At 32.8% G+C, this 21,611-nt stretch carries 10 protein-coding genes; 5 read left to right on the top strand and 5 right to left on the bottom strand.

The window, feature by feature from the left end; translation table 11 throughout:
- The 5 genes from Q0998_RS04140 (at nucleotide 1) to Q0998_RS04120 (ending at nucleotide 10,593) form a co-directional block, all read left to right on the top strand.
- The gene (locus Q0998_RS04140) at nucleotides 1-1,854 is read left to right on the top strand and encodes a Ca2+-dependent phosphoinositide-specific phospholipase C (RefSeq protein WP_299666645.1); all 1,854 of its coding nucleotides are present in this window, start codon (nucleotides 1-3) and stop codon (nucleotides 1,852-1,854) included.
- A 250-nt stretch (nucleotides 1,855-2,104) separates the two neighbouring features.
- Nucleotides 2,105-3,853 carry a metallophosphoesterase gene (locus Q0998_RS04135; protein WP_299666642.1) on the top strand — a complete coding sequence of 583 codons (1,749 nt, stop codon included), beginning with the start codon at nucleotides 2,105-2,107 and terminating at the stop codon, nucleotides 3,851-3,853.
- Between the two features lie 32 nt (nucleotides 3,854-3,885).
- Entirely contained in the window at nucleotides 3,886-7,920 is a 4,035-nt protein-coding gene (locus tag Q0998_RS04130; protein WP_299666639.1) for a two-component regulator propeller domain-containing protein, read from the top strand.
- Nucleotides 7,921-8,043: 123 nt separating this feature from the next.
- Nucleotides 8,044-8,922, top strand: coding sequence for an inositol oxygenase family protein (locus Q0998_RS04125; protein WP_299666636.1), 879 nt, complete (start codon nucleotides 8,044-8,046; stop codon nucleotides 8,920-8,922).
- Nucleotides 8,923-9,015: 93 nt separating this feature from the next.
- Nucleotides 9,016-10,593, top strand: coding sequence for a solute:sodium symporter family transporter (locus tag Q0998_RS04120; RefSeq protein ID WP_299666634.1), 1,578 nt, complete (start codon nucleotides 9,016-9,018; stop codon nucleotides 10,591-10,593).
- A gap of 11 nt (nucleotides 10,594-10,604) precedes the next feature.
- On the opposite strand, the gene Q0998_RS04115 is transcribed toward Q0998_RS04120, so the two are convergent.
- From Q0998_RS04115 to Q0998_RS04095, 5 genes are read right to left on the bottom strand one after another with little or no spacing between them, the layout of a single operon-like run.
- Complete coding sequence (locus tag Q0998_RS04115) at nucleotides 10,605-12,941, bottom strand: family 20 glycosylhydrolase (protein WP_299666631.1); 2,337 nt, start codon at nucleotides 12,939-12,941, stop codon at nucleotides 10,605-10,607.
- 4 nt (nucleotides 12,942-12,945) lie between these two features.
- Complete coding sequence (locus Q0998_RS04110; protein ID WP_299666628.1) at nucleotides 12,946-15,162, bottom strand: GH92 family glycosyl hydrolase; 2,217 nt, start codon at nucleotides 15,160-15,162, stop codon at nucleotides 12,946-12,948.
- 38 nt (nucleotides 15,163-15,200) lie between these two features.
- Complete coding sequence (locus Q0998_RS04105) at nucleotides 15,201-16,514, bottom strand: alpha-L-fucosidase (RefSeq protein ID WP_299666625.1); 1,314 nt, start codon at nucleotides 16,512-16,514, stop codon at nucleotides 15,201-15,203.
- Nucleotides 16,515-16,535: 21 nt separating this feature from the next.
- Complete coding sequence (locus tag Q0998_RS04100) at nucleotides 16,536-18,866, bottom strand: GH92 family glycosyl hydrolase (RefSeq protein WP_299666622.1); 2,331 nt, start codon at nucleotides 18,864-18,866, stop codon at nucleotides 16,536-16,538.
- A 48-nt stretch (nucleotides 18,867-18,914) separates the two neighbouring features.
- A complete protein-coding gene (locus Q0998_RS04095) occupies nucleotides 18,915-21,611 on the bottom strand; it encodes a glycoside hydrolase family 3 protein (RefSeq protein ID WP_299666619.1) in 2,697 nt (898 codons plus the stop codon).

The raw sequence follows: 21,611 nt of genomic DNA, 5'->3' as shown, positions 1-21,611 counted from the left end.
ATGAAACTACAATTAAGCGCTATAATTCTCTTTTTCTCTTGTTTTATTTCAGCACAAACTAGAGAGGTTCTTTATTTATGGCCAGATGAGATACCAGGAGAAACAGAATCTAAACATGAACCTTTTCAAACAGATAATACAAGTGGAGATGTTATAAGATTGACTAATATTACCAATCCATCCCTAACTGTTTTTATACCAGAAACGCCTAATGATTCTAAGGGAGCAATTATAGTTTCACCAGGGGGTGGTTACAGCATATTAGCTATAGATAAAGGTGGATATGAAATTGCCGAATGGTTAAATGGTTTAGGTTACACCGCTTTTGTATTGAAATATCGTGTGCCAAAAAATCGAAAAGGTGCTTTACAAGATATACAACGCGCCATAAAAACGGTACGAAGTAAAGCATCCCTTTATAATTTAAATCCTCAAAAAATTGGTGTTATCGGTTTTTCAGCTGGTGGGCATTTATCTGCTATGGCTTCAACTAGCTATAAAAAGAATGCTTATCCAAAAATTGATGATATAGATGCATTATCTAGTCGCCCAAATTTTTCTATGCTTATATATCCCGCTTATTTAGATAAAGGTGAAAACAGAAGTTTAAGTCCAGAATTAATAATAGATGAGCAGACAGCTCCCGCCTTTATTTTTGGAACGATGGATGACCCTCATGGAAACAGTTCTTTAGTAATTGCATCTGCATTAAGAGATAAAAAAGTGCCCGTAGAATTACACATGCTGCATGAAGGTGGTCATGGTTATGGATTGAGAAAAGGAAACATTGCTGCTGAAACATGGCCTATCCTTGCTGAAAATTGGTTAAAAAGTATAGTAAAAACAAAAGATAAGTTAAATGATATTCAGGTTATTGGTAGTCACAATTCATATAAAATTCCAATTGAAAAATCATTATTTAATTATTTGTTTTCATTAGATTCTACAAAAGCTAAATCATTAGAATATGGGCATATATCATTAGAAGAGCAATTAGATTTGGGCTTGCGGAATCTGGAATTGGATATATTTCATGACCCGTTAGGTGGATATTTTTCAAATCCAAAAGGCTTAGAAATAGTTAAATCTATGGGTGAAGAACCTTTAGAGTTTGATACTGATAAAAAATTACTACAACCTGGTTTAAAAATGTTTCACGTTCAAGATATTGATTTTAGAAGTCATTATTTATTGTTTAAAGAGGGGCTGCGAGCATTAAAAAACTGGTCTGATAATAACCCCAATCACACACCTATTTTTATTTTAATAAATGCTAAAGACCAAAAAGTAGCTGGTACTAGAGAGCCTTTGGGGTTTACTGAAAATGCTTTAGATAGTATTGATGTTGAAATTAAAAGTATTTTTTCTGCTGATAAATTAATAACGCCAGATATGGTTCGAGGTGATTTTAAAACTTTAGAAGAGGCTGTTCTAACAAAAGGCTGGCCAAAATTAGCAAGTGTAAAAGGACGATTCCTTTTTGTTTTAGATGAAAAAGAAGAAAAAATAAACAGGTATTTAGAAAATCATGCGTCTTTAAAAAATCGAGTTTTATTCGTAAATAGTAAAGAAGGATATCCAGAAGCAGCATTCAGAATTATAAACAATCCTATTACAGATTTCGATTATATAAAGGAATTGGTTTTAAAAGGTTATATGGTGCGTACAAGAGCTGATGCTGGTACTAAAGAAGCTCGAACAAATAACTATGAAAGATTTGAAAAAGCGAAGGCATCGGGCGCACAAGTCATTTCAACCGATTATTATGTGCCATCAACATTATTTCCTTCAACTTTTATGGTAAGTTTTGAAAATAATAAATATGAACGACTAAAAATTAGGGAACATGATTAAAAAATAGTTAACCAAGCAACAAAACATCCCTTAAAAGTTTGGATGGTTGCCCGAGAGTGATGTTAGATAAAATTCTAATAGATTTAGGAGGATGAAAATTCAGTCGCACATTCCCAAAGGAAACATTTAAAAAATAATTTTTAACTATTTTATTTAGATGCAAGTTTTTAAAAACCTAGTATTGTTTTCTTTCTTTTTTGCACTAATAGGTTGTAAAACTGAGCAAAATTTACAATCAGAAAATGTGCAAATGGCTTTTTTAGCCGATATTCATTTTCAAGATATTTATGCAGAATTTGAAGATGCTAATTACCAAGGCATAAAGAATCCAATATCTGGTGAGTTTGTAAATATAAGAACCATGCAATCTCAGTTAAAATCTACGAGAATTTTCAATGAAAACTATTTTGCTTTTACAACAGCTTTAGATGATATTTCTAAAAAAGGTATTAAAATAGTGGTGCTCCCAGGAGATTTTAGTGACGATGGACAACCTATACATGTTAAAGGTTTAAGACGTATTCTTGATCGCTATTCGAAAAAATATGGCATGTCGTTTTTCGCCACAACAGGTAATCACGACCCTGTTAAACCGTTTTCCAAAGAAGCAGTAAAAAAAGATTTTTTAGGTAAAGGTGGAAAAGAGCAAATTATTGCAAGTTCAGAAAGGAACTTAAAAATATCAGAAGAAGAGCAGTTAAAACCTATTATTACATCAGGTATAAAAAATTGGGGATATAAAGGAGTTTTAAATGAAATGTCCAATTTCGGATTTTACCCAAAACAAGACTATCTATATTGGGAAACGCCATTTTCAAACTATACTTATAAAGCCTATGATTTTAAAAAAGCAAGTAAAGATGCCGCTTTAGAAAAAAGAGTATATCCCATTCAGGACAATACTTCTTTTCTGCCAGATGCAAGTTATGTGGTAGAACCCATTGAAGGTGTTTGGCTTTTAGCAATAGATGCTAATGTATATGTCCCAAATGAAAAAACATCAGGTTTAGTGAATAATCCAGATGATTTTTCTGGAGCTAGTATGGGTTATAATAATGTGTTATCCCATAAAAATCATCTTGTAGATTGGGTCAAAAAAGTATCAAATAAAGCTATAAAATATGGTAAAATATTAATTGCTTTTAGCCACTATCCTATGGTCGATTTTAATGATGATGCCTCTTCAGAAATGAAACTATTTTTTGGTTCAGATAAGATGCAATTGCATCGTGTTCCTAACGAAAATGTTGCCAAAACATTTGCAGATGCTGGTATACAAATTCATTTTGGTGGCCACATGCATATAAACGATACGGGTGTTAGAACTACCGAAAAAGGGAACACATTATTTAATATACAAACCCCGTCATTAGCGGCTTATACACCAGCTTATAAAATACTAACTATACGTTCAGATTCTGAATTTGAAGTAGAAACGGTAGTTATAGATTCAGTGTATAGTTTTAATAAATTGTTTCCGCTTTATAAGCAAGAGTATAAATATTTAGAAGAAACAGACAAGCTTGGAATTTGGAATAAAGACATTCTTAAAGCCAAAAACTATGGAGCGTTTACGGAGTGGCATTTAAAAGAATTAACGCGACTTCGGTTTATACCAAAAGATTGGCCTAAAACATTTACTGAGACTATTTTAAAATCTTCAGGTAAAGATTTGTTATTAATGGAGCAGGAAAATGTAGAGAAAATCAATAAACAATTAGAGCAAAAAAAATGGAATTTCAACGATTTTGAAAGTTGGACGGGTTTTGATATGATTTTCGATTTTTACAGATTAAGAAATGCAGATGAGTTAGCCATAGTTGATATTGGATTAAAACGCTTAGAGCAATATCAATTTGTTTGCCATAAATTGTCAAAATCAGGTAACGAAATATTTGTGTTATGGCAAAGTATATTTGAAAAAACAGTAAATGGAAAGCCTTCTAATCATTTTAAAATCAATTTAAAAACAAATTCAATAGAGCCAATAAATCCATAAATAATGATTAAATTGGATACATAATTTACTTTATGAGGTATTATTTTATTATATTTTTTTTAAGCATTTTTTCGTTTTTTAGTTCAAATTCGCAGAACATAAAATTTGAACATTATAATGATAATGGCGGATTGTCTCATAACTCTGTACGTCATATTGTTCAAGATAAACACGGTTTTTTATGGTTAGGAACTTTTTCTGGTCTTAATCGTTTTGATGGTTATCAATTTAAAACGTATTTAAGTTCATCACCCGGTGATAACAAAATTAATAATGATGATATTACAGCATTACATCTTGATGAAGATTCAAATAATCTCTGGATTGGCACACGAAAAGGATTGACTCTTTTTAAAACAGACACTCATAAATTTACTACTTTTTTGCCAGATAGTAATAACCCTAATAGTTTACCAGATGAAGAGATTCGTTCTATTTATGTAGATAAATTTAAACGAGTTTGGGTAGGAACTAAAACAAAAGGTTGCTATATATTCTTCATGGATGAAAACCGATTTGAAAAAATTGATATTAACGGATTTGATTACGTAAAAGCAATTTTTGAAGATAAAAAAGGAAATATTTGGATTGGTAGTTATGACACAGCATCTGTAGCAAAAATAGTTTTAAATACTAACGGTGAAGTGTCACAGATTGTTAGTTATACACTATCAATACCTAATTCTGATGAGAAGAACCCGTATATTAATTTTATATATGAAGATGCAAAATCAGATATTTTTATTGGAACACGAGAAGGGCTTTATAAATTTAACAAAGCAACAAATGCTTTTGTAAACCTTTATATTGAAGATGACGAAATTAGAGATAGTTTAGGACCTTATTTTTTGTCTGTGGTTCAAGCTCCAGATGGCAAATATTGGGTTGGAACTTTAGGCGGTTTGCTAGTTTGTAATCAATTGGAAGATATAATTAATGGTAATTTTCAATGGCATTACGCAGTACTTTCAGACGATACTTCTTTAATAGATAATTTGGTTTCTGCGTTATATTTTGATGCTTCAGGTGTACTTTGGATAGGGACAGAAGATGGCTTAGATAAATATGATCCTTATGAAAACCAATTTAATCTTAATAAAGATATTTCAAAATATATAGGTAATCAAGCACCACGTATTAGAGGGTTTTCAAAAACAAGTGATGATAAAATTATTGTTGCAACAAGGCATAACGGACTTTTCATTTCAGAAGATGATGCTTTTATTCCCTTGTATAATAATCAAAAAGATATTGCAAGTATTTACTCTAATGATGGCGAGGTTTTTTATTGTGGCTTATGGAATGGAAAAATATTGGTTTATAATTACAAAAAAAACACATCAAAAGTAATAGATGTAGGTTTTGAACAATCACCTGTTTTCGCTTTTAAGAACATAGAAAAAGAAGTTTTAATATTGGGTTCTTTTGGTGAAGGCGTTGTTGTCTTGAATACTGAAACCTTAAAATTAGACAAATCGGTAGGCACCTTGCTTCCAGGTTTTGAAATAAATGCCATTGAAGTAAATGCCTATAAAAATATTTGGTTCGCAACCGAAAGCGGCGTTGTAAAGTACACTATGGAAACAGGTCATATTAAATCATATAACAATAATTTTAATGATGATATAGGGCTTCCACATGATAATGTAAGCGATATTATAGTAGATGGAAACGGAAAAATTTGGGCGGCAACACGTACTGGTTTAGCTACTTATAATAATTCTATAGATGAATTTGAACCTGTAAAAGCGCCAAGTGAAATAGCTGGTAAATGGGTGACGGATATGGTAACAGATTCCAATAAGGATTTATGGCTTAATATGAATAATAATAGTGTAGCACGAGTAAAAACAAATCTCAAGGATTTTAATATATATCATGTTAATAGTGGGAATAGATTGGATGTGTTTAGTTCTAGCGGGTTTTATAATTATGATAATTCCAATATCTATTTAGGCGGTAAAAACGGAATTATCTATTTTTCCCCATATATTATTAACGAAAACAAATGGTCTCCAGCACCAGTTATTACAGAATTTAAAGTTCAAAATGAAGCCGTATTCCCTGGTGTTAAAATTAATGGACAAATAGTATTAGAAAAAAACTTGAATGAGTCAAAAAACATTCAGCTTAATTACAAAAACAGAAATTTTTCATTACAATTTTCAACGCCCTCTTATACCAATGAAAAACTAAATAAGTTTGAATATATGCTTGAAGGTTTTGATGAAAATTGGATACTTGCAAATAGTAATTCCAGAACTGTTCAATACACAAACTTATTCCCGGGCGATTATGTTTTCAACATAAAATCTAGCAATAGTGATGGGCATTGGAGCGATGTTGTTTCATATAAAATAAAAATTAAACCTCCATTTTGGCTAACCTATCAGGCCCTTTTGCTGTTTCTATTTGTTGTGTTTTTAATTATCTATTTCATTAGGAGAGAAATTAAAAATAGAATAATATTAAAACAAGAATTGGTTACTGAAAAAGTAAATAGAGAACGAGATGTTAAATTAAATAATGAAAAACTTCGTTTTTTTACAAATATTTCACACGAATTAAGAACACCATTAACATTAATTTTAGGTCCAGCAAAACAATTAATAGAAGAGGGTAAAAATAATAGTACAGAGTATCAAAAAAGTAGATATAATCTCATTCATCAGAATGCTAGTAGATTGTTAAAGTTAGTAAATCAAGTACTAGATTTTAGAAAAGCACAAACAGGAGAATTAAAGCTTAAAGTATCAAAAACAGATATATTTTTATATGCTAAAAACACACTTGATTCTTTTAAAGAACTGGCGTTTAATAAACATATTCAACTAAATTTTAATACTGAAGATGAGACTCTTTTTGGTTGGATAGACAGAGATAAATATGATAAAATATTATATAACTTATTATCAAATGCTATTAAATTCACCAATAAATATGGGCACGTAGATTTGTTTGTAAGACTGAAAGATGAAACAGGAGACTATTTAGTAATTGAAGTAAGTGATGATGGTATTGGTATTCCATCAAAAAGTCAAAAAAAGATTTTTACAAGATTTTATCAAGCCACTAATAGTAAAGAAAACAATACAGGTTCAGGAATTGGGCTGTCTTTAGTAAAATCTTTAGTAGAACTTCATAAAGGGACTATAAAAGTACAAAGCACGCCTAAAAAGGGAAGTGTGTTTATTGTGGAAATCCCTATAAAACGTGAGTTTTATGACGAAGAAGAGGTTTTTGAATTTGTTTCAAATGAAAAAGAAACTGAAATAGTGCCAAGTATTACCAGTAAAAAAATAATTAGTAATACGCTAATTAAAGAAAAAATATTAGTTGTTGAAGATAATATAGAACTTAGAAAATATTTGATAGATTATTTATCTGATTACTACAAAGTTTATGAAGCTGAAAATGGTAAAAAAGGGCTTCAAGTTTGCAAACAGGTGAAGCCTATTTTATGTGTGGCAGATATAATGATGCCAGTTATGGACGGGCTTGAATTTTGCTCAGAATTGAAAAATGACGAATTTATAAGCCATATTCCAGTAGTTTTGTTAACGGCACTTTCAGATAATGAAGATAAAGTTAAAGGCTTTAATGTTGGTGCAGATGGCTATTTGGTAAAACCCTTCGACCCATCATTACTTAAAGCTATGATTGTTAATATCATTAAAACACGATTAGAGTTAAAGGCTAAGTTTTCAAATGAAGTTGAAAGTGAAATAAGTTTATTGACGCATTCTCCAATTGATGAGGAATTAATGAAAAAAACAATAGATTTAATTGAAGTAAATCTAAATAAAGTAGATTTAACAACTTCCTTTTTATGTAAGGAATTGGGTGTGAGTTCTTCTAAATTATACCGAAAAGTTAAAGAACTTACAGATTTAGCACCTAATGAATTCATTAGAACTATCAGATTAAAAAAATCAGCCCAACTTTTAAAAACTAAAAAGTATAATGTATCAGAAGTTACAGATTTAATAGGCTTTAATGACCCTTTATACTTCAGCAGATGTTTTAAAAAGCAGTTTGGGTTTCCGCCTAGTAAATTAATAAAATAGAGTTATGAGCTATTTTTAAATATTAAATTTGTCCATCTTTTTGATGTATTTGTCCATTTAGCTACATCACATATATTCTATTTTAGTTTATTATAGTTTTTATTCAATAAATTAATTTAAGTAATGAAAAAGCCTTTAAATATTGATTCTGAAAACCCTATGGATAATGTTGATGATTGGGAGAATGATTTGTTGGTAAGATACCCAGATCCAGCTGAAACAAAAAAGGAAAAAGAAGAATTTCGCAATTATATAGATTCTGAGAGATTAGATACTGTTAGAGAGTTTTACAGATTAAATCATACGTATCAGACTTATGATTTTGTTTGTTATAAAGAGGAAGAGTTTTTGAAGTTTAACAAAAAGGAGATGTCTATCTGGGAAGCCGTAGATTTTTTAAATACTTTGGTAGACGATAGTGACCCAGATATAGATTTGGACCAAATGCAACATTTATTGCAAACCTCTGAGGCTATTAGGGCAGACGGACATCCAGATTGGTTTGTGCTAACTGGATTTGTGCATGATTTAGGAAAAATTTTATGCTTGTTTGGTGAGCCACAATGGGCCGTTGTAGGCGATACGTTTCCTGTTGGTTGTGCCTATTCAGACAAAATTGTGTATTCAGAATTCTTTAAAGAAAACCCAGATTACACGAATGAAAAATATAATACCAAATATGGTATTTATAAGCCAAACTGTGGATTGGATAACGTAAAAATGAGTTGGGGACATGATGAATATTTATACCAGATATTTAAAGATTATTTGCCAGACCCTGCTTTATATATGATACGATATCATTCATTTTATTCACAACATCGCGAAAATGATTATGTACATTTAATGAATGAGAAAGACGTTGAAATGTTTGAGTGGGTTAAAAAATTCAATCCCTACGATTTATATTCAAAAGCACCAGTTCCACCAGATGCCAAAGCATTACTTCCTTACTACAAAGCATTAGTGTCTAAATATTTGCCAGAAAAATTGAAATTTTAAATTAAAGTTACCATACTGCAATGCGCTTTTTTTTGAATATATAATTGTATTCATTTAAAAGATATTTTTCTTTTCACAACTAAACTAACCATAATGTATACTGTTCTTACGTTTATTGCCTTTACAGGTTTTGTCGCTTTTTATTCTTGGTTTAAATTAAGAAAAGAAAAATTAGATTCGCAAGATGGTTATTTTCTTGGGGGAAGAAGTTTAACAGGTGTTGTAATTGCGGGCTCCATGCTATTAACTAATATTTCTACCGAACACTTAATTGGTATGAATGGGTCTTCTTATAAAAACGGATTTATTATTATAGCTTGGGAAGTCACTTCAGCCTTAGCATTAGTAGCCGCAGCTATCTATTTTGTTCCTAGATATTTAAAAATGGGACTCACAACGATACCTCAATATTTAGAAAAACGATTTGATAGTACAACAAGAACTTTGGTTGCATTGTTTTTAATGATTTCATTTATAGTAACATTATTGCCAATTGTACTTTACACAGGGGCTATTAATATAGAAAGTATTTTTAACATCTCAGAAGTTTTAGAAGTATCAAAACAAGAAGGCCTATGGATTACTGTTGTCGCCATTGGGGTTTTGGGTTCTATTTATGCCATATTTGGTGGCTTAAAAGCAGTAGCTGTTTCAGATACGATTAATGGTTACGGACTTTTAATTGGTGGATTAGCAATTCCGTTAATCGCTTTAGTTAGTATTGGTGATGGCAATCCGCTTACTGGATTAAGTAAAGTGTATGCTCACAGTCCTGAAAAGTTTAATGTTATAGGTGCAAAAGATTCGGTTTTGCCTTTTGGAGTTCTTTTTACGGGGTTAATTATCAACCAACTCTATTTTTGGAGTATGAATCAAACCATTATTCAACGTGCTTTAGGTGCTAAGAATTTAGTGGAAGCCCAAAAAGGGTTATTATTTACAGGGGTTTTAAAAATATTGGTGCCAATTATAATAATTTTACCAGGGGTTATTGGGTTTTATTATTATGGCGATTCACTTTACGATAACCAGGACATGATATATCCAGAACTTATTAAAAAAGTATTGCCTGTTGGGTTAGTGGGAATTTTTGCTGCTATAGTTATGGGAGCTGTATTGAGTACTTTTAATAGTGTTTTAAATAGTGCTGCCACTATTTTTAGTATAGATGTTTATAAGAGACATTTTGGAAAAGCAAGTAGCGATAAAAAATTAGTTAAAGTAGGGAAGTTAACTTCTGCCATTTTAGCTGTTTTTGCAATTCTTGTAGCACCGATGGTAGCTAATGCTCCAGATGGTTTGTACCAATTACTACAACAATTAAATGGAATTTTTTTTATTCCTATTGCCTCAATCATGCTAGCTGGGTTTTTTCTTAAAAAAATATCTGCTATGGGTGCCAAGGCTGCATTATTCGTAGGTTTAGCATTCTATATTCTAACAACCTTTATTTTTAGAGTTAATGTTCATTTTGTACATATCTGGGGGATAGAATTTTTGCTAAATTTAGCAGTTATGTTCGGCGTGTCACATTTTTATCCATCAGATAAAGATTTCAAACAAGAAGATTTACACATTGTAGACTTGAAAGAGTGGAAATACACCAAGCATATGTCTATTTTTTTATGCTTAATAACCATAGTTATTTATATTTTATTAGGTAAAAATTGAAAACTGAACAATTAATAAACCACTAATTCATCCACTTGTATTTTTGAAGCAACTCCAGCTTGATGATGACCTTCTGGTATTGGATGTACGCTTTTTGCTTTTACTTTTATTGATTTTACTAAAGTTTTATCAAAACTAATTATGGACTTTATTTTATTTCTGCCTTGTGTATGACTTTCATCTATTTGATGAATTTCGCCCAATTTGGCATACGATTTTCCATCTTGCGAGCCATATATTTCAATATATTCTGGTACATAAACACCGCCAATAGTGAATCGTAAACTGGTTACTTCTAGTTTTTGAATTTCAATAGGTTCTGGGAAAATAATATCTACTTCTAAATTACCTTTTATAGTTTGCCAATTGGAATCCCATCGATGAAGTTTGCCGTAGTTTAAATCAACTAGTTTATCAATTTCATCTGTTTCCTTCGGATTAACGACATCTGAATGATAAATAACTTTAGTACCAAAAGCTTTATGTATGGGAAAATGTTTTTCTGATATGTTTCCTACTTGTTTGCCTTTAAAAAAACTAGTAGACTTTATAGTAGTTGTTGTATCAATAGAAAACGCACCTTCATATTTATTAGAGTTTAATGAAGGTTCACTACCATCCAAAGTGTAATAAATATCTAAGCCTTCAACTTCAGACTGCAAAGAAATATCGATAGCACCTTTTGCATTACCACTATGATTTATTTTTACATTAAAAGCACTCGTTGCATAACGCACACCTTGAGCATCAAACCGTTTAAATTGATCAAGCAGTCGCGTTGTAAAACTATCCCAATCTTTAGATTTTTCTTGTGTCCAACCATTTTCTGCAATGGCATATAATCTTGGAAAAGTCATGTAGGTTAGCTTCCCCCAATCACTAATAGATTCTGTCCATAAATTACCTTGTATTCCCAAAACGTGCTTTCCTTGAGCTTGTGTTAAGCTATCGGATATAATTTTATAGTGATAGGCTTCTTTTAGAAAACTGTAACTGTAACCCAAATTTGGTTCTAAATCGTCATCACCCTGTTTTAAATCTAAATAACAATACTTTGCTGGCGTCATAATCACATCATGCCCGGCTCTGGCAGCAGCAATACCGCCTTTTTCACCCCGCCATGACATCACAGTTGCATTGGGCGCTAAACCGCCTTCTAAAATCTCATCCCAACCAATCATGTTTTTACCTCGAGCATTCACCATTTTTTCCACACGTTTAACAAAATAACTTTGAAGCTCTTTTTCATCAGCTAAGTTTTCATCTTTTATACGTTGTTGACAATCGGGGTCTATTTTCCAAGACTCTTTATTGCATTCATCACCTCCAATATGTATGTATTCAAAAGGAAACAAATCTATTACTTCTTCTAAAACATTTTCTACAAATTCAAAAGTTGCCTCTTTACCTGGGCAAAGCGTATTGTTTTTCATAACGCCACCAGTAGCAACATAAAAGGGACCACCCGTACAGGATATTTCTGGATAGGAAGCAATGGTGGCCAATGAATGCCCTGGCATATCTAATTCTGGTATTATTTCTATAAAACGCTCTTTAGCATACGCTACAATTTCTTTAATGTCATCTTGGGTATAAAACCCACCATAAGTGGCTTTTTCACCTTCTTTTTGTACAGGTCTTCCCCACCAATTCGAAAGACTTTCATCTGTAATATTGTAATCAACTCGCCATGCACCAACTTCTGTTAGTTTTGGATATTTTTTGATCTCTAATCGCCATCCTTGATCATCTGACAAGTGCCAATGAAAACGATTCAGTTTAATTTCAGCCATATAATCAATGACATCTTTAACTTGTTCTTTATTAAAAAAATGACGTGACACATCTAGCATATGTCCTCTCCATTTAAAAGCGGGTTTATCTTTAATAATGACAGCAGGAACGCCCCAAACAACATTGCTTTGCTCCTCTTGTGAATAAAATGATGCTGGTAACAATTGTTTTAAACTCTGCAAAGCATAGAAAAAACCAGCGCCTGATGCTGCTTTTATTTGAATTTTTGTTTTATTGATATGAAGTTGATAACCTTCTTCTTCAATAGAAGTATCTGTACTGAATATGATGTCTCCTTCTTCTTTACCCAACTTAACTTCTAGTATCCATCCCGAAACGTTTTCAAACTGATTAAAAAATCGCTTAGCAATTACTTCTTGTTGTTCATTTTCTACAGAAACTGTGGTGTTTTCTTTAATTACAAAATGTTCTTCACCTGCGATTAATTCTGTTGGTAAAGGTATAATAGATATTTTGCCTAGTTTTAGTTCTTTCTTAATACAAGATGTAAGCATTAAAACACTTAAAAACATAAACCACAATTTCGTTTTCATAATATTATTTTTTAATCAATTCTTTATTAGGAACATTCCCCAACACAAAATGTAATTTTCCGCCTGCCATAATTTGTTTATGACTAATAGTAAGTTCATTATAAGGGTTTCCGTTAAAGGTAATCGACTGTATATAAAAATTCTCTTTGGATTGATTTTCAGTAGTTATTACAAACTGTTTGTTATTCTCTAATTGAATAGCCGCTTCTTTTACAAAAGGAGAAGTTATACTATAAATACCATCTGCTGGATTTACAGGATAAAGGCCCATGGATGAAAACACTAACCATGCAGACATTTGTCCGCAGTCTTCATTTCCACAATAGCCGTTAGGTTTCGTACTATATTGGGTTTCTATAATTTTACGAACCATTTGCTGTGTTTTCCAATGTTGTCCTATGTTATTGTATAAATATGAAACATGATGACTTGGTTCGTTTCCATGAGCATATTGCCCAATCATGCCCGTGCTGAAAATGGGAAGTTTATCTTCTGATGAAGGATAATATGTAAACATAGAATCTAACTTTGCAGTAAATTGTTCTTTACCTAAAGTATTTATTAAACCATTTATGTCATGCGGTACAAACCAGAAATATTGCCACGCATTACTTTCACAAAATTCTCTGGTATACGCTTTCGCGGAAAAAGGACTACTAAATTTACCAGTTTCACTTTTAGGTCGGAAAAATGTAGATTTAGAATCGTATAAGTTTTTCCAATTATTGGCTCTTTCTAAAAATATTTTTTTAATACCCTCTTTACCCAAAGCTTCAGCTAACTGTGCAATACACCAATCGTCGTAAGCATATTCTAAGGTTTTAGACACTGACCAACTCTCTCCTTCTTCACTTGTGGGAACATAACCTAATTCCATGTACGTGTCTATTTGTCTGCCTTTTTCTGTTGCTGATGCTACACAGGCTTCCAAAGCCTTTTTAGAATCCATAGGAATCCCTTTAAAATAAGCATCAACAATAACAGGAACGGCATGATAACCAATCATCATATTAGTTTCATTTCCTGCTAAAGACCACACTGGAAGCAATCCTGTTTCATCATAATGCGATAAAAAAGATTTCACCATGTCTTGCGTTTCCTTAGGTGCTAAAATGGTATATAATGGATGTGTTGCCCTGAAGGTATCCCATAATGAAAAGGTATCATATTTGTTATAACCATTTGCTATATGAACTTTACCATCTGCTCCTTTATATGCGCCGCCAATATCACTATGTAAGGATGGTGTTAAAAAAACATGATATAAATTGGTGTAAAACAATTCTTTTTGAGATTCCGTTCCTTTTATTTTTATTTTTGAAAGATAGGTCTCCCAAATATTACTAGCCTTCTCAACGGTTTGTTCAAAATCCCAATGTGGTAATTCTACTTCTAAATTTTTTCTTGCTCCTGCTATACTTGCTGATGATAAAGCTACTTTTACTTGAATTTTTTCATCTTCAGACGTTTTATAATTAGCTACAATACGTGTGAATTTTCCAGTAACACTGATGCTATCTTTTTCTTCTGAATTTTTAAATAATTGCGCTGTATCAAAAGCTTTAGAAAATGTCATCACAAAATAAACCCGTTGGTCTTTTGCCCATCCTGTTGATTTTCTGTAGCCCGAAATGGTTTGATTGTCCTCAATAGTAATTTTTGTATCCACAGGCTTATCCCAATTTAAGCTATATCCTAAATCTAGGATAATCTGACTTTTCTCATCTTCTGGAAATGTGTATTGATGAAACCCAACACGAGCGGTTGTGGTTAATTCTGCCTTAATTCCTGAACTTAATAAATCTACCAAATAATATCCTGGACTCGCTTTTTCTTGGTCATGTGAGAATTTAGAATACGGTCTGTATCTTCCTTCTGGCGTTAAACTTTCAGTAAATCTGCTATTTAAAGGCATCACCAATAAATCGTACATATCGCCAGCTCCTGTACCCGAAAGGTGGGTATGACTAAAGCCCGCTATAGTAGAATCGGGGTAAAAATAGCCCGCAATTCTATCCCAACCTGGTAAACCATTATCGGGACTTAATTGTACCATTCCAAAAGGCACCACGGCTCCTGGGTAGGTGTTTCCTGGACCATCAGTTCCTGTAAAGGTATTTACATAACTGGTTAACTTTACTTTTTCAGAAAGCGCATCCTTTTTCTTGCAAGACATAAAGCTAACAAGCAAAATCAAAGCTATACATAGGTGTTTTTTCATTTTAAAATTTAAAGTTTAAGCATTCATTAAGACAAGTTTTATTTAATTGTCAGCTTGATAATTTTATCAATTTCATTTAAATTTTTAGTATCAACATATAAAAAAGTCCCCTCTTTTTGCTGTTTGAATTTTATCTTTTCATTACTATCAAAAGAAGTCGCTGATTTAATCTTATACTCAAATTCAGGAATAAACAGATACGGCTCTGATAATGGATTTAAAATATGCACATATAGTTTATTTCCTTTTCTAGTGACCGTTCCCCAATCTTGAGTTTTTATAATATCACCTCGAGTGCCATAAATACTTTCGCCATATTTTGAAGTCCATTCACCAACTTCTTTTAAAGTTTCAATAAATTCTGGCTGAATTTTACCGTTTGGCATCGGGCCAACGTTCAATAATAAATTACCATTTTTACCAGATGCTTTTACTAAAAAATGTATAATTTGTTTGGTGCTTTTGAATTGTTTATCGTTCAAATTAAATCCCCAAGATTTCGCCATAGTTGCGCAAGACTCCAATGGTAACTGACTAACTTGAACACCTTCGCTATAACCGCCTTTATTTTCACCTGGTAAATCCCTTTCAAAAGTTTGTATGTCTTCTCCCGGAATGGGCGTTAAATGATGGTTATTTGCTATCAAGGTATTCGGACTTAATTCATGAATTAAAGTATAAATTTCGTCATAATGCCAATTAGCCTTTTTACGTTCCCAGTGGCCGTCAAACCAAATCACACCTATTTCACCATAATTGGTAAGCAACTCCGTTAGCTGGGTTTTCATAAATTTAATATAACTGTCCCAATCGGCATCAACAGGTTTACCATCTACTATTTTTTGTCCAAATCCATAATCTTCTCTTGCCCAATCTAATAAAGAATAGTAAAAATTTAATTGCAGCCCTTCTGCTTTGCAGGCTTCTGCCAATTCTTTCATGGGGTCTTTACCATAAGGTGTCGCATCTACAATATTATAATCGGAAGCCTCTGTATCGAACATGCTAAAACTATCATGATGTCTTGTAGTCACGGTGATATATTTCATGCCAGCAGATTTGGCTGCGGCTACCCATTCTCTAGCATTAAATGCCTGAGGATTAAAGAAATCAGCTAATCTTTTATAAGTTGGGTATTTTATTTTCTGTTGAAACATCACCCATTCGCCATCTCCTAATACACTATAAATCCCCCAATGTACGAACATACCAAATTTCATATCTTGAAAGTCTTTACGAGCTTCCAAGTTCTCTTTTGTTGGCGTATATTCGGGCATTGGATATTGGTAATCTTGAGCTTTAGTTATTAAAACCACTAAATTAAACGCAGCTATAAGAATTATCTTTTTCATATTGATTTTTTACTGTTTTTTTTATTTAATTACTGGCTCTGAACCCATTTCCATTTCTAAAATACCACCTTTTGTAATTTCTTCATGAGTTATCCAAAATCGGTTTAATGGTTCGCCATTCAAAGTCATAGATTGTATGTATATATTTTCATTTGAATTGTTATTTGCTCTAATTTTAAAGGTTTTACCTGAATAATAATCGTTGTCTAAATTGATTTCAATTTCATTAAAAACTGGGCTTGTTATTTGATATTTATTATCTCCGGGAGCTATAGGATGAATGCCCATAGCTGCCAACACATACCACGCAGACATTTGCCCTACATCTTCATTACCACATAACCCGTAAGGTCCTATTCCGTATGCATCAGCACATATTTTACGTGTCCATTTTTGGGTTAAATGTGGTACACCTGCTTTATTTAGCATAAACGGCACGTGGTGTACGGGTTCGTTTGGGTGGTTGTAGTAGTTATTCCAAAGGAAATCTTCTGGAGTATTTTCAAAAAATGAAATAAGTTCCTTTTTAAAAGCTTCTTCACCTCCCATCAACGTTTTTAAACCTTCAATATCATGTGGAACAAACCAACCTTGTTGATAGGGATTACTTTCAATACAACCTTGTCCGTGAACCGTTTTTCCTTTCCATTCCAACCAATTTCCCAAGCTGTCTTTTGCACGAAACCAATCGACTTCTTCATTCCAAATATTGGTATAGTTTTTACTTTTTTGAAGATATTCTTTTGCTATTTCTGGTTTATTTAATGCCGTCGCAAATGTTCCCAAAGCCCAATCTGAATAAGCATATTCTAAGGTTTTAGAAATATGATTATTTGAATATCCTAAAGCTCCATTTCCAGTATTATTAACTGTATTTAAAGCATACTGAAATGCTTTTTCAATATTGTAGTTACGGATTCCTTTTTGGTACGCATCATTAATCACAATAACTGCTGGATTACCCAACATGCAACCTGAATATGAGTTTAACATTTCCCAACGGGGTAAATAATCCCTACCACTTAATTCCGCCATTTGTAGCAATGAATTAATCTCATCATTTACTAATGTTGGATTGATAAGCGTTTGTAAAGGAAATTGTGAACGAAATACATCCCAACCACTAAAAATAGTACGGTACGTAAAATCTTTTGTTTGATGTACTTTTTTGTCGGCTCCTATATAATTCCCATTAACATCTGAAAATGTTCTAGGGTCAATCATGGTATGATATAAAGCAGTATAGAAAATAGTTTTTTCCGCTTCTGTACCTCCTGAAACGGTGACATTTTTTATAGCATCACTCCACATATTACGAGCTAGCTCTTTTACTTTATCAAAATCCCAATGATTTATATCGTGTTCTAGGTTTTCTTTAGCCCCTTGTACATTCACAAAAGAAATTCCACTTTTTACCAATACTTGTTCACCTGCTTTGGTATTAAAGTTTGAATAAAAACCGATATGTTTCCCTTGGATATCTTTTTCATTTTTAAAAATTGGAGCATTTTTTACTGCTGATTGGTAGTCATCTTTTCTAATAAAACGCATTTTTCTGGGAACATCTGGAATACCAGCACTCCAAAATCCATAATCTTTTAAAGGTTTACTAAACTGACAATAGAAATAAACCGTATAATCTGCATTTCCTGCCCCAGCTCCCCAACCACCGCCTTCGGGAGGACATTTCATCCAGCCAGAAATCGTATTTTCATTTTCAACTTTTATATATTGTTCTGTTGACGTACCACCTACTCTACGAGATAAATCTATTTGAACTCGGGCACTATCACTTTCTGGAAATGTGAACCTAATAATTCCTGCTCTAGGTGCCGCAGTAAGTTCTGCTTTAACATTATAATCATCAAGTGTTACGGCATAATAGCCTGCTTTTGTAACTTCTGTATCGTGTGAAAATCGAGAACGATAACCATCTTCAGGATTTTTTGGCACACCTCTGTTTGTATTTAATTTTCCTGTAGTTGGTGTTACTAAAAAGTTACCTAAATCTCCAAACCAACCCACACCACTCATGTGCGTAAAACTGAACCCCTCTAAAGTTGAATGTTCATAAGAATACCCCGAACCATTATCGCCGCCTGTAAACGTATCTGGACTTAGTTGTACCAACCCAAAAGGTGTTGCAGCGCCTGGAAAAGTTTTTCCAAAACCATGAGCATCTTTTGTCTTTTTTCCGTAGGTAACAGCACCTATCATAGGATTTATATAATCAACAGGCTGTTTTTCTGGTGTTTTAGAAGTACATGAAACCACAAAAAATACTAAACAACACAACAGTATATTACTTAAAACATGTGTTAATTTTATATTTGATTTTTGCGTCAATTTCATTTTCAAAAAAGGATCTATAGTTAAAAGTTACTTATCAACTTGTTTTAGTTATTTGACAGTTAAAATTTTTCTTAAACGAATATCTTTAGAAGAAGCTCCAATCATTATTCTAAAATCACCTGCTTCTACTAATCTATTCATATCTTTATCTAACATCGACAATTCTTCAGGTCCTAAATCAAACATTACTTTTTTTGATTCTCCAGCTTTTAAAGTGATGCGTTTAAACCCTTTTAACTCTTTTATGGGTCTTGAAACCGACGCTAATTCATCTCGGATATACAATTGGATTACTTCATCTCCATCAACCGAGCCTATGTTTTTTACAGTACAAGAAACTTTTATATTTTCATCTGCATTAATATTGTTTTTACTGAATTCAAGGTTTGAATATTCAAAAGAGGTATAACTCAACCCAAAACCAAAAGGAAATAAGGGTTGCCCTGTTAAGTTGTGATAATTATCACCTCGCCCTGTTGGTTTGTTATTGTAATACAAAGGACATTGCGCTTCGTCTACTGGAAACGTTATTGGTAATCTTGCCGCAGGATTTTCATCTCCAAAAAGAAAGTCAGCAAAACCATTTCCACCATTTTCTCCTGAATACCAAGCCATAAGTATACCATCTACATCATTTTTCCAATTTGCCATCGTAATAGCGCTACCACCAACTAAAACCACAACTGTAGGTTTGCCTGTTGCCGCTACAGCTTTTATCATGGCTTCTTGATGTCCTGGAAGTGCTAACAATGCACGGTCTTGAAACTCACCTTCGTGAATACCAGCCACTACAACTGCTACATCACTTTTTTGAGCTGTCGCTACAGCATCAGCAATTTGTTGCTCCCATTCATTTTTAACATTTACATCCCAAACAAGTTTAAATTTTGCATTTCCTGCGGATTCAAAAAATTCAATTTTAATATCGTATTCCTTTCCTTCTTCAAGTGAAAACTCTTTTAAAATGGTACTGTAGGATTGTTTTTGCCAATTGTCTATAAATAATTTACCACCTAAATACATGCGATAGCCATCATTACCTTCAATACCAATATTGAATATCCCAGTTTTAGGCGCTTTTAGTTTTCCTGTCCATCGTGCAGAAAACCAATCGTAAGCCAAATCTTCATGTGGTGAAAAAAGTGTCCATCCAAATTTTACTTGCTTATCAATCCGTTCCACTTTTGGTTGTCCGCTTAATTCTATATTATCAAAATAATTACCTTTTAACCCTTTAACTGTTTCACCATCTTTTGTAGTCGATAAATATTCTGAGGCAATTACTTTATAGGTTTCTTCTTTAAATGAAACGCCCGAAGCATACAACACATTATCCTTTCCTATTTTATTTACAACACCATCATGCATGGAAACAATGTTATTTCCAGGTCCACTGTAACCACCTAAACGTCCTGCTTTAGCATCGTAGCCTATAAGAACAACTTTTGCCGATTTGTTTATAGGTAAAATAGTATTCTCATTTTTTAATAACACCATAGATTTTGAAGCTGCAGTTCTAGCTAGTTCACGATGGTCTTTATGTCCGTTCCAAAAGGCTGCTTGCTTTACATCTACATAAGGATTCTCGAATAGACCTAAATCGAATTTCACTTTTAAAATTCTGCTGACCGCTTCATCAATGGCTTTGATATCTACCATACCATTTTCAAAAGCTTCCCAAAATAAGGGATAATGATTGTAATTGGTTTGAAACATCACATCCAAACCTGCTTCAACAGCATCTTCTGTGGCTTCGGCATAATTTTTTGCTGTAAAATGTAATACATTGGCACCTCCTGTGGCTCCAGCATCAGAAATCACAAAACCATCAAAACCCCAGTCGTCTTTCAGTTTTTTACGTAATAACCATTCATTAGACGTACATGGTGTACCGTCTAATGAATTATACGATGTCATGACTGACCTTGCACCAGCTTTTTGAAATACGGCTTTAAAAGCTGGAAAATAAATTTCTTCCAATAAACGCTCATTAAAACTAATAGGATAACTATCACGACCACCCGCACCTACATTGGCGACAAAATGTTTTGGTGTGGTGATTACGCCTTCTTTTTCAAACTGACTTATAAAAGAAATCGCCATTTGTGTTGTTAAATAGGGGTCTTCTCCATACGTTTCTTCGGTACGCCCCCATCGTACATCACGGGCAATATTTAATACTGGTGATAATATCTGTCGGATACCTCTAGTTTTAGTTTCTTTAGTTATAGCTCTTGCCACATTTGCAACCAAAGTAGTATCCCAAGTTGCCGCTAATGCGATAGCTTGTGGGTAGGCTGTGGCTCCATCTCGTGCTAAACCGTGCAACGCTTCGTTAAATGGTATTATAGGTATACCTAAACGGGATTCTTCTAAAAAATAGCGTTGAATTTCATTTATATCTTCAACCATTTTTTTTGCACTACCCGTTGAACCGTAATCCATTATTTGTTCTGCAGCATTATCATTTTTCCCTTTTGAAGATATTTGAAATCCAAAAATACCATGTTCAAGCTTTTCTTTACCAATACTTAAATCTCCAGGTATCATAAACATTTGCCAGAACTTTTCTTCCAAAGTCATTCTACCTAATAAATCTAAAACTCTATCTTCAGTTGAAAGTTTGGGGTTTTTATATGGCAACTCTTGAGCATACGACATTGCTATTGAACTTAGGCCAAGAGCAATGATGCATACCGATTTAATTGTTTTTGTTATTCTCACTTTTAAAAAATTCTCAGGCAT

Source organism: uncultured Polaribacter sp. (assembly GCF_947501385.1).
GTDB lineage: Bacteria > Bacteroidota > Bacteroidia > Flavobacteriales > Flavobacteriaceae > Polaribacter.
This window is presented reverse-complemented; position numbering and strand designations above follow the sequence as displayed.

Excerpts from the sequence above, each read along its gene's own strand:
- Q0998_RS04130 (WP_299666639.1), top strand. The coding sequence starts at position 3,886 with ATGAGGTATTATTTTATTATATTTTTTTTAAGCATTTTTTCGTTTTTT.
- Q0998_RS04135 (WP_299666642.1), top strand. The coding sequence starts at position 2,105 with ATGGCTTTTTTAGCCGATATTCATTTTCAAGATATTTATGCAGAATTT.
- Q0998_RS04100 (WP_299666622.1), bottom strand. The coding sequence starts at position 18,866 with ATGAAATTGACGCAAAAATCAAATATAAAATTAACACATGTTTTAAGT.
- Q0998_RS04095 (WP_299666619.1), bottom strand. The coding sequence starts at position 21,611 with ATGCCTGAGAATTTTTTAAAAGTGAGAATAACAAAAACAATTAAATCG.
- Q0998_RS04105 (WP_299666625.1), bottom strand. The coding sequence starts at position 16,514 with ATGAAAAAGATAATTCTTATAGCTGCGTTTAATTTAGTGGTTTTAATA.
- Q0998_RS04120 (WP_299666634.1), top strand. The coding sequence starts at position 9,016 with ATGTATACTGTTCTTACGTTTATTGCCTTTACAGGTTTTGTCGCTTTT.
- Q0998_RS04110 (WP_299666628.1), bottom strand. The coding sequence starts at position 15,162 with ATGAAAAAACACCTATGTATAGCTTTGATTTTGCTTGTTAGCTTTATG.
- Q0998_RS04140 (WP_299666645.1), top strand. The coding sequence starts at position 1 with ATGAAACTACAATTAAGCGCTATAATTCTCTTTTTCTCTTGTTTTATT.
- Q0998_RS04115 (WP_299666631.1), bottom strand. The coding sequence starts at position 12,941 with ATGAAAACGAAATTGTGGTTTATGTTTTTAAGTGTTTTAATGCTTACA.
- Q0998_RS04125 (WP_299666636.1), top strand. The coding sequence starts at position 8,044 with ATGAAAAAGCCTTTAAATATTGATTCTGAAAACCCTATGGATAATGTT.